General features: G+C 72.7%; 13 protein-coding genes and 1 pseudogene. All 14 read left to right on the forward strand.

Translation table 11 applies throughout. The features are described from left to right. The first annotated feature begins 88 nt into the window (after nt 1–88). Nucleotides 89–1,288, forward strand: a complete 1,200-nt coding sequence (gene moeZ / locus LP418_RS19065; RefSeq protein WP_257953251.1) for an adenylyltransferase/sulfurtransferase MoeZ — start codon at nt 89–91, stop codon at nt 1,286–1,288. 132 nt (nt 1,289–1,420) lie between these two features. Beyond that, nucleotides 1,421–1,711: a hypothetical protein gene (locus tag LP418_RS19070; RefSeq protein WP_257953252.1), complete on the forward strand. Its 291-nt coding sequence runs from the start codon at nt 1,421–1,423 to the stop codon at nt 1,709–1,711. A 28-nt stretch (nt 1,712–1,739) separates the two neighbouring features. Next, nucleotides 1,740–2,306 carry a hypothetical protein gene (locus tag LP418_RS19075; protein WP_257953253.1) on the forward strand — a complete coding sequence of 189 codons (567 nt, stop codon included), beginning with the start codon at nt 1,740–1,742 and terminating at the stop codon, nt 2,304–2,306. Nucleotides 2,307–2,402: 96 nt separating this feature from the next. Further along, a complete protein-coding gene (locus LP418_RS19080) occupies nt 2,403–3,125 on the forward strand; it encodes a DUF4129 domain-containing protein (RefSeq protein ID WP_257953254.1) in 723 nt (240 codons plus the stop codon). Nucleotides 3,126–3,158: 33 nt separating this feature from the next. Then, nucleotides 3,159–3,560 (forward strand): hypothetical protein, encoded by a 402-nt coding sequence (locus LP418_RS19085; RefSeq protein ID WP_257953255.1) that lies wholly within the window; start codon nt 3,159–3,161, stop codon nt 3,558–3,560. Beyond that, nucleotides 3,547–4,230 (forward strand): AAA family ATPase, encoded by a 684-nt coding sequence (locus LP418_RS19090; RefSeq protein ID WP_336275760.1) that lies wholly within the window; start codon nt 3,547–3,549, stop codon nt 4,228–4,230. Before LP418_RS19085 ends, LP418_RS19090 begins: the two co-directional genes overlap by 14 nt. Before the next feature lie 98 nt (nt 4,231–4,328). After that, nucleotides 4,329–4,529 (forward strand): hypothetical protein, encoded by a 201-nt coding sequence (locus LP418_RS31170; RefSeq protein ID WP_336275761.1) that lies wholly within the window; start codon nt 4,329–4,331, stop codon nt 4,527–4,529. 265 nt (nt 4,530–4,794) lie between these two features. Beyond that, on the forward strand, nt 4,795–6,318 hold the full coding sequence (locus tag LP418_RS19095) for a DUF58 domain-containing protein (protein ID WP_257953256.1): 1,524 nt from the start codon (nt 4,795–4,797) through the stop codon (nt 6,316–6,318). Between the two features lie 15 nt (nt 6,319–6,333). Beyond that, on the forward strand, nt 6,334–6,606 hold the full coding sequence (locus LP418_RS19100; RefSeq protein ID WP_257953257.1) for a 1-acyl-sn-glycerol-3-phosphate acyltransferase: 273 nt from the start codon (nt 6,334–6,336) through the stop codon (nt 6,604–6,606). Further along, nucleotides 6,566–7,009, forward strand: a complete 444-nt coding sequence (locus tag LP418_RS19105; protein ID WP_257953258.1) for a lysophospholipid acyltransferase family protein — start codon at nt 6,566–6,568, stop codon at nt 7,007–7,009. The genes LP418_RS19100 and LP418_RS19105 overlap by 41 nt, the downstream gene beginning before the upstream one ends. 161 nt (nt 7,010–7,170) lie before the next feature. Further along, nucleotides 7,171–7,748: pseudogene (locus LP418_RS19110) on the forward strand (UvrD-helicase domain-containing protein); the annotation flags it as partial. A gap of 113 nt (nt 7,749–7,861) precedes the next feature. Next, nucleotides 7,862–9,073 carry a hypothetical protein gene (locus LP418_RS31175; protein WP_336275762.1) on the forward strand — a complete coding sequence of 404 codons (1,212 nt, stop codon included), beginning with the start codon at nt 7,862–7,864 and terminating at the stop codon, nt 9,071–9,073. Next, nucleotides 8,967–9,521 carry a hypothetical protein gene (locus LP418_RS19115; protein ID WP_336276103.1) on the forward strand — a complete coding sequence of 185 codons (555 nt, stop codon included), beginning with the start codon at nt 8,967–8,969 and terminating at the stop codon, nt 9,519–9,521. The genes LP418_RS31175 and LP418_RS19115 overlap by 107 nt, the downstream gene beginning before the upstream one ends. Continuing rightward, nucleotides 9,506–9,667: a hypothetical protein gene (locus tag LP418_RS19120; RefSeq protein ID WP_257953260.1), complete on the forward strand. Its 162-nt coding sequence runs from the start codon at nt 9,506–9,508 to the stop codon at nt 9,665–9,667. The genes LP418_RS19115 and LP418_RS19120 overlap by 16 nt, the downstream gene beginning before the upstream one ends. The last annotated feature ends 53 nt before the right edge of the window (nt 9,668–9,720 follow it).

Raw genomic sequence — 9,720 nt, forward strand, 5'->3', positions numbered from 1 at the left:
ACGTGGTTGGGCGCCGCGAAACGCGCAGGGAACATGGAGGTGGCCCCGGAGGTTGTGCCGGGACCGTCATTCTTCGAAGGAGTCCGCAGTGTCTTTCCCAGCGCTCGTCGAGCCAGCCGCCGAGCTCAGCATCGATGAGGTCCGTCGCTACAGCCGGCACCTGATCATCCCCGACGTCGGGATGACCGGGCAGAAGCGCCTCAAGAACGCCAAGGTGCTCGTGATCGGCGCCGGCGGCCTCGGCTCGCCGGCCCTGCTCTACCTCGCCGCCGCGGGCGTGGGCACGCTCGGCATCGCGGAGTTCGACACTGTCGACGAGTCCAACCTGCAGCGCCGGGTGATCCACGGGGTCAGCGACATCGACAAGCCCAAGGGCCAGTCGGCCAAGGAGTCGATCGCGGAGATCAACCCGTACGTCGAGGTGATCCTGCACCCCGAGCGGCTGGACAACGACAACGTCCTCGACGTGTTCCGTGGCTACGACCTGATCGTCGACGGCACGGACAACTTCGCGACCCGCTACATGGTCAACGACGCGGCGTACCTCCTGAAGATCCCCTACGTCTGGGGCTCGATCTACCGCTTCGACGGCCGGGCCTCGGTGTTCGCGCCGATGCTCGGCGAGGACCTCCCGTGCTACCGCTGCCTCTACCCCGAGCCGCCGCCGCCGGGCATGGTCCCGAGCTGCGCCGAGGGCGGCGTGCTGGGCGTGCTGTGCGCGAGCATCGGTGCCATCCGGGTCAACGAGGCCATCAAGCTCATCACCGGCATCGGCGACCCGATCGCGGGCAAGCTGATGATCTACGACGCGCTGGAGATGGAGTACCGCAAGCTCAAGGTGCGCAAGGACCCCAACTGCGCCCTGTGCGGTGAGCACGCGACCGTCACCGAGCTGATCGACTACGACGCCTTCTGTGGCGCCGTGTCCGACGAGGCCGCCGAGGCAGCCGCGGGCTCGACGATCTCCGTGACCCAGCTCGAGCACATGCTCAAGGAGCGGGACAACGGCGAGCGCGACTTCGTGCTGGTCGATGTGCGCGAGCCCAACGAGGCCGAGATCAACCACATCCCCGGCGCGGTGCTGATCCCCAAGGGCGACTTCCTCAACGGATCGGCGCTCGAGCAGCTGCCCGCGGACAAGCAGATCGTCATGCACTGCAAGACCGGCGTGCGCTCGGCCGAGACGCTGGCGATCGTGAAGGGTGCCGGCTACGCCGATGCCGTGCACGTCGGCGGCGGCGTGGTGGCGTGGGTCAACCAGATCGACCCGAGCCAGCCGACCTACTGAAACACCGCAGCTGTGCCCGCATGGCCCGAACGGGCCATGCGGGCATAACTCGTTCGGGCCCCCTCGTTCAACCCAGTGAAGCCCTCGGCGCACCCCGAGCCGAGGGCACAACTGGGAGAGGAAACCAGTCGCATGCGACTCAACAAGACCCTGCTCGCCGTCGCCTCCAGTGCGGTGCTCGTCGCCGCCGTCGCCACGAGCGCGCCCGCCGTTGCCGCCAAGGGCGGCAAGGGCAACACGGTGTCGACGCCCACGTGGGCGCCCGCCGAGACCGCCACGATCACGCCCGGCGTGCAGATGTACACCGACGGTGCCCAGTGCACCGCCAACTTCGTCTACACCGACGGTTCGGGGCGCCACCTACGTCGGCTACGCGGCCCACTGCGCAGGCCTCGGTGCCGCGACCGACACCAACGGCTGTGACGCCGGCTCCCTGCCGCTCGGCACCCGCGTGCAGTTCGTGACCGGCGGCTCGTTGCTCACCGAGGGCACCGAGGTCGGCCGAGGCACCCCGGCCTACTCCTCGTGGCTGACCATGCAGAAGAACGGCGAGACCGACGAGAACGCCTGCGCCTACAACGACTGGCCCCCGGTCAAGGTCGACGCCGCGGACGTCGCCAAGGTCAACCCTTCGGTGCCCTTCTGGGGTGGCCCGGTCGCCATCAACACCGCCGGCACCGCCGCCGGTGACACCGTCTACTCCTACGGCAACTCCAGCCTCCGCGGCGGGATCACCGAGCTCTCGCCCAAGCAGGGCACGAGCATCGGCACCGAGGGTGACGGCTGGTCGCACCCCGTCTACACCGTGAGCCCGGGCGTCCCCGGTGACTCGGGCAGCGCGTTCCTCGACGCCGAGGGCAACGCCCCGGGCACCTTGTCGACGCTCGCGATCGCGCCGCTCGCCGGCTCGAACGGTGTCGGTGACCTCAACCACGAGCTCACCTACGCCCAGCAGAACGGCGGCATCGCCGGCCTGCGCCTCGTGCCGGGCACGGAGCCGTTCAGCCCGCTCTTCTGAGCGATCGCAACACCTGAGGATTCCGGCGGTGCCGTCTGTGGGGGACGGTGCCGCCGGTCTCATTTGAGGAGCCGGCACCGGGGCTAGGGTGGCGCCATGACCCCGGGGGCGAGGCAGACGTGGCGCGCCGTCGCCGCGACGCTGGGTGCCTGCCTGCTGGTGACGCTGGTCTCGTGGGCCGCGCTGATCGGCCCGTCACCCGTCCTCACCGGTCCGGGCCCGATGGCCGACAGCGCCAACACGACCACGACCGAGCCTCCGATCGACGAGGTCGAGACCCGGGCCGAGGACCTCTCCGAGGGTCCGGAGCGCGGCAACCTCGGCTCGCTCGTCATCACTGTCATCGGCGGCCTGATCGTGGTGTTCGCGGCCGCGATGCTGGTGCTCTCGGCCTACCTCCCGGGCCGGCGGGCTCGGACTGCCCGGCGGTTCCGACGCACGGTCGACCCGCCGGCCGACGTCGACTTCGAGACCCTCGCCGCCGGTGATCCGCAGCGGGTGCGGCGGGTGATGGCCTCCGACGCCGACGAGCAGCTGAGGCTGCTCCTCGAAGGCCACCCGCGCAACGCGATCGTCGCCTGCTGGCACCGCTTCGAGCTGCAGGCGGTGGAGGCCGGTCTGGCCCGGCACCCCCGGGAGACGTCGTCGGAGTTCGCGCTGCGGCTCCTCGATCGAGCGGACGTCGATCCGCGCGCGGTCAGTCGGCTCCTCGAGCTCTACCGTGAGGCGCGCTTCTCCGAGCACGACCTCGACGAGGATGACCGGGACGCGGCCGCCGCGGCACTCCGGCAGATCCGGGCCCACGTGGTGAGGCGATGATCCGCGGGTGGGGACCGCGCATCGGCGCCCCGGGTGGTGATCATCGTGGCCGGGCAGGTGATCTTCACCCCGGTCGACTCCGAGCCCCAGCTCCCGGCGTGGGCCCTGACCGCCACCGTCGTCGTGGCGCTGATCTGGCTGGCCTCCGATGCCTTCGGGGTGGCCGACGCACGCTGGGACCAGCCGCTGGCGCCGTACGCCCGACCGGACGCCGCCGACGACAGCGTCCACCACCGCGTGCTGACCAGCCACCCGGCCGCAGGTGAGCCGAGCCCGGCCCTGCGCAACCTGCTGGTCCAGCTCGCGCGCGCTCGCGACCCCGATCTCACCGATCCCGAGCTGCGGGTCCTCGCGGACGGATCGACCCGCAAGCTCAGCCCTACCGACATCGACCGCTACCTCACCCGAATCGAGCAACCACGTGACCACGACTGACGCCGCCCTCACCGCGACCGAGGCCACCGCCATCGCGCAGCAGGTGCTCACCCGGGTCGGGCGCGCGGTGGTCGGCAAGGAACAGCCGTTGAGCCTCGTGCTGGCCGCGATCCCGGCCAAGGGGCACGTGCTGATCGAGGACTTCCCGGGGCTCGGCAAGACACTGGCTGCGCGGACCTTCGCGCAGGCCCTCGGCCTCGACTTCTCGCGCGCCCAGTTCACCCCCGACCTGCTGCCGGCCGACCTGACCGGCTCCTACATCTACGACCAGCGCGTCTCGGAGTTCTCGTTCCGCCGCGGCCCCCTGTTCGCCGGGCTGCTGCTCGCCGACGAGATCAACCGCACCCCGCCCAAGACCCGGGCGGCCCTGCTCGAGGCCATGCAGGAGGGGCAGGTGACGGTCGAGGGCGAGACGCACCTGCTGCCGGTCCCCTTCCACGTGCTCGCGACGGCCAACCCGGTGGAGTACGAAGGCACCTACCCGTTGCCCGAGGCCCAGCTCGACCGGTTCCTGCTGCGGGTCGCCTTCGGCTACCCGACCGCCGACGAGGAGTACGACGTCGTTGCCCGTCGCCTCGAGCGCCAGCGCGAGGAGGTGTCGGTCGAGGCCGTCACGGACGCGGCCGGGCTGGCCGCCGTCCGGGCGGCCGTCGAGCGGATCCGGAGTTGACGAGAGCGTCGGTCGCTACTGCGTCGCGCTCGCGGAGGCCACCCGCGCCCACCCCGACGTGCTGATCGGCGCCTCGCCGCGCGGCAGTCTCGGCCCTGGTGCTGGCCGCACGCGGGTGGGCGCTGATTCGCGGGCGCGACTACGTCATCCCCGAGGACGTCAAGGCCGTCGCGACCTCGGTGCTCGCGCATCGCATCACCGTCAAGCCCGAGCTCTGGATGACCCGGGCATCGGGGTCGCGGGTCGTCACGGCCGTGCTGTCCGAGGTGCCGGCCCCCGGAGCGCTGGAGCGCCGATGAGGCGCTGGCAGCCCACTCCCGCGCTCGGTCGTGCGACCCCTGGTCGCGGCGGCCGGGCTGGTGGGCGCCGCGGTGGCCGGGTCGCCGGTCCCGGTGATCATGGCCGCGCCGTTCCCGGTCCCCGCGATCCTCGGGCTGATCGGGCGACCGTCCTCGCAGCCCGACCTCAAAGTCGAGCTGGGCGTGACCAGGGCTGCACGAGGGCCGGGGCACCACCGGCACGCTGACCATCACGGACTCCGACGAGGTCGAGCAGGTCACCCGCGTGCTGGCCCGGGTGCCGAACGTCTCGACGAGGCCTGCGTGGGGTGCCGTCAGCGAGCTCGTCGGCGACGAGCCCTGCGTGGTCGAGCTGGGACCACGTCGCTGGGGGCGACCGACGGTCGGCGACGAGCAGGTCGCGCTGACCAGCTCCCGGTGCGGTTATCGGTACGGCGCGGTGCGGCTGACGCCACAACAGCTGACGGTGTGGCCGCAGGCTGCGGCGTACGACTCGACGGCGGAGGCGCCGCAACCGGACGGCCTCGTCGGGGCACACCGTTCGCGGCGGGTCGGGAGCGGGACCGAGTTCGCGGGGATCCGGCCGTTCGCCCCCGGCGACCGGCTGCGCCGCATCAGCTGGCCGGTGTCGCTGCGCACCCGCGAGCTGCAGGTCGTCACCACCCGCGCCGAGCAGGACACCTCGGTGCTGATCGTCGTCGACGCATTGCGCGACATCGGGGTCTCCGGCGGGATCGACGGGCGGGCGAGCAGCCTCGACCTGACCGTGCGCGCGGCGTCCGCGCTGGCCGACCACCACGTCCGCCGCGGCGACCGTGTCGGCATGCGCGTCGTCGGACCGGGTGACACACGTGTGCCGTTCGGCAGCGGACCGCGACACCTGCACCGCATCACCGGCACCCTCACCCGCATCGTGGCCGATACCTCACCGGTGTCGGACCAGCCACTCGAGCTCGGCGTCACCGGCGGCAGCGTCGTCTACGTGCTGTCCACGATGCTGCACGGGCCGATCGTCAACGCGAGTGCGCTGCTGTCCGCCCGCGGCGTCTCGGTGGTGGTCATCGACACGTTGGGCGAGCGGTCGCTGGAGGAGCTCGGCGGGCCGACGTCGCCGGCGGGGCTCGCGTGGCGGATGCGGATGATCGAGCGCGCCGACCTGCTCCAGCGGCTCGCCGCCATCGGCTGCCCGATCGTGCCCCCGGCGCGGCCGCGGCACCGTCGACGAGGTGCTGCGCCAGCAGGCCCGGCGCGGACAGGTGCCCCGTGTGCGCGCGATGACGGCCCGGCGTTCCCGGAGCCGCAGCCGGGTGGTCTGTCGCAGCCTCGTCGCCGTGCTGCCGCTCGTCGCGCTGCTGGTCGCGCCCGGGCAACCCCCGCCCTGATGGTGGTGCTGGTGCTCGCGGGGTCGCTCGCGTGGGCTGTCCTCCCCGAGCTCGCGGTCGGGCCGGTGGTGCTTCTGGCGGTGATGGCGTGGTGGGCGGTCAAGGTGCCCGACCCGGTGCGGCCGACCGTCCTCGTGGCCGCCCCGGCGCTGTCCGGCGCCCACGTCGCAGGGTTGCTGGCGGCGTACGGACCGGTGCGCGCAGCGCTGGATCGTCGGCTGGTCCTGATGTGGGTACGCCGCACGCTGCTCGGCTTCCTCGTCGCGCCCGTCGCCTACGCCGCCGTCGTCGGGCTCGACGAGGACAGCGCAGCGTCGATGTGGCCGCTGGCAGTGGGCGTGCTCGCCGTGCTCTGTCTCATCGTGGGCATGCAATTCCGGGAGCGGTCGGAGACGCCGACGTCCTAGGGGACAATGGCGAGCATGTTCTTCGCCGCCGTGCATCGTGTGGTCCCGCCCGTCGCCAAGGCGATCTTTCGCCCGACCGTGACCGGTCTCGAGCACGTGCCCCGCTCGGGTGGGGTGATCTCGGCCAGCAACCACCTCAGCTTCATCGACAGCACGATGATCCCGATCGTGGTGCCGCGCAAGGTGGTGTTCCCCGGCGAAGTCCGACTACTTCACCGGCACCGGGGTCAAGGGGACCCTGCAGCGGATGTGGTTCGAGGGCATGGGGATGCTGCCGGTCGACCGTGACGACAGCAAGGCGGCCATCGCGAGCCTTGACACGGCGCTCGAGGTGCTCGGTCGCGGCGAGGCGTTCGGCATCTATCCCGAGGGCACCCGATCGCGTGACGGACGGCTCTACCGCGGACGCACCGGCGTCGCGCACCTCGCGCTCATGGCCGGCGTGCCCGTCGTGCCGGTGGGGCTGAAGGGGACCCGGGACGTCCAGCCCGTCGATGCGTCGATGCCGAAGCTCGCGCCCGTGAGCGTCGCCTTCGGGGCGCCGATCTCGCCGAGTGCGTACGCCGACCTTCCGCTGGGCAAGGCCCGGCGCCTGCTCACCGACGAGATCATGGCGGCGATCGCGGGGGCTGAGCGGCCGGGACGAGGCCGGGATCTACAACGAGCGGGCTGCCGACGCGTGAGTCGCTGACGGCGTTGTCGGTGCCGTCTGTTTGAGTGCAGTCATGGCCGCGACCCCGACTCCGAGCACGAGCTATCGCCCTGGTCCGGGCGACGGCGCCGGTCGGTGCGCCACCCATCCTCGACGAGGACCAGCAGTCCGTCGTCGCCCACCCGGGCGGGCCACTGCTCGTGCTGGCCGGGCCGGGCACCGGCAAGACCACCACGCTGGTCGAGGCGATCGCCGAGCTGATCGAGCAGCGCGGCGTCCACCCCGACCAGTGCTGGCGCTGACCTTCTCCCGCAAGGCCGCCGAGCAGCTGCGCGACCGCGTGACCGCCCGGGTGGGGCGCACCACGTCGGCGGCGACGTGCTCGACCTTCCACTCCTTCGCCTATTCGCTGATCCGTGCCTACAGCCCGCTGGACCTCTACGACGCGCCCCTGCGGCTGCTGTCCGCGCCGGAGGCCGACGTGGTGCTCCGCGAGCTGCTGACCGACAACCCCGAAGCGGTCGCGTGGCCGGAGTCGCTGAAGAGCGCGCTCGGCACCCGCGGCTTCACCCGTGAGGTGCACGCGGTGCTGTCGCGCTCCCGGGAGAAGGGACTCGACCCGTCGGGACTGTCGGCCCTCGGCGCCGACAACGGGCTCCCGGAGTTCGTGGCCGCCGGTCTCTTCCTCGAGCAATACCTCACGATCCTCGACAACCTCGGCGCCACGGACTATCCCGACCTGATCCGTCGCGCGGTGATCACGGCCGAGGCCCACCGCGACGAGCTGCGGGCCCGCTTCACCCACGTCTTCGTCGACGAGTACCGGGACACCGACCCCGGCCGGGGGCGCTGTTGCGGGCGCTCGCGGGCGACGGGCGCAACCTCACCGTGGTGGGCGACCCGCACCAGTCGATCTACGGGTTCCGCGGCGCCGATGTCCGGGGCATCCTCGACTTCCCCGGGCAGTTCCCGACCTCGTCGGGGGAGCGGGCGCCCGTGCTGGTGCTGCGCCGCACCCGCCGGTTCGGGGCGCGGCTGCTGCTGGCGGCAGGCCGGATCTCGGCACGGCTGCCGCTGACCGGCAGCATCGGCACCGACGCGCGCGAGGCGTTCCTGTCCCCGGAGGCGGTCCCCGGGCCGCACGGGGAGGGGCGGGTCGAGATCCACACCTTCGACACCGACCGCGCCGAGTCCGAGCACCTCGCCGACCTGCTGCGTCGCGCGCACCCGGAGGACGGCATCGACTGGTCGCAGATGGCCGTGCTCGTCCGATCGGGCCGGGCCTCGATCCCGCCGTTGCGGCGAGCGCTGGCCGCGGCCGGCGTCCCGGTCGAGGTTGCATCCGACGACGTGCCGCTGGTGCGCGACCCGGCGGTGCTGCCGCTGCTCGACGGGCTCCGGGCCGTGGTCAACCTCGACAACACCGACCCCGACTCGCCCGACTTCCTCGACCCCGGCCGCATCGAGTCGCTGCTGCTCTCACCGCTCGGCGGGCTCGACGCCGGCGACCTGCGTTCCCTCACGCGCCGCCTGCGCGCGCGACAAGGTCGGCGATGCGCCCCGCACGAGCCGCGAGCTGTTGCGGCTCGCCGTGGTGGCCGACGGATTCCTCGCCGACCTCGACGGGCCCGAGGTCGAGCGCTGCCGGGCCCTCGCGTCCCTGCTGCGCGCGGGGGCAGCCCTGCTGGAGCAGCGTGCGAGCGTCGAGGACGTGCTGTGGCACCTGTGGTCCGGCACCACGTGGCCCGAGCGGTTGCGACGCCGGGTCGACCGGGGGCGGGGCGAGCGCGCCGCGCGCACAAGGACCTCGACTCGATCTGTGCGCTCTTCGAGGTGACCGCGCGCTGTCGAGCACCGCGACCACGTCGGCGTCGCCGCGTTCTTCTCCAACCTCGTCGCCCAGCAGATTCCCGGCGACACCCTCGCCGAGCGCGGCGTGCGCGGGTCGTCCGTCCGCCTGCTCACCGCCCACCGGTCCAAGGGGCTCGAGTGGGAGCTGGTCGTGGTCGCGCACGTGCAGCAGGAGGGCTGGCCCGACCTGCGACGTCGCTCCAGCCTGCTCGGTGCCGACCGGATCGGGCTGGACGCAGCGGGCACTCCTGACCTCGTGCCGCCCGTCACGGCACGCGCCCTGCTGATGGAGGAGCGCCGCCTCTTCTACGTCGCCTGCACCCGCGCCCTGCAAGCGGCTCGTCGTCACCGCCGTGAGGTCGACCGACGACGATGGCGAGCAACCGTCGCGCTTCCCGGCCGAGCTCGAGATCACCCCCGAGCACCGCGACGGGCGACCGCCGCGGCCATTGTCGCTGGGCGGCCCGGTGGCCGAGCTCCGCCGCTCCGTCGCCGACCCGGCCACGTCCGAGCCGCTGCGCGAGGCCGCCGCCCGACGGCTCGCGGCGCTCGCCGCAGAGGAGGCCGGCGGCCGTCCGCTCGTGCCCCACGCCGACCCGTCGACCCGGTGGGGCACCCGCGCCCGCGTCGCGGTCCGCGCTCCCGGTGCGCGACCCCGAGCGGCCCGTCCCGGTGTCGGCCAGCATGCTCGAGTCGTTGATGACCTGCCCGGCCCAATGGTTCTTCGCCCGCGAGGCGGGCGGCGTCTCCGCGGCCCACCGGGCGGCCAACTCCGGGCCAGATCGTGCACGCACTCGCCGAGCGGGGTCGCCACCGGCGAGCTCGCGGCCGACGTCGACACCCTGATGGTCGAGGTCGACGCCGTGTGGGGACGGCTCGCGTTCCGCACGCCCCGGGTC

Source organism: Nocardioides sp. B-3, assembly GCF_024703895.1.
Taxonomy (GTDB): domain Bacteria; phylum Actinomycetota; class Actinomycetes; order Propionibacteriales; family Nocardioidaceae; genus Nocardioides.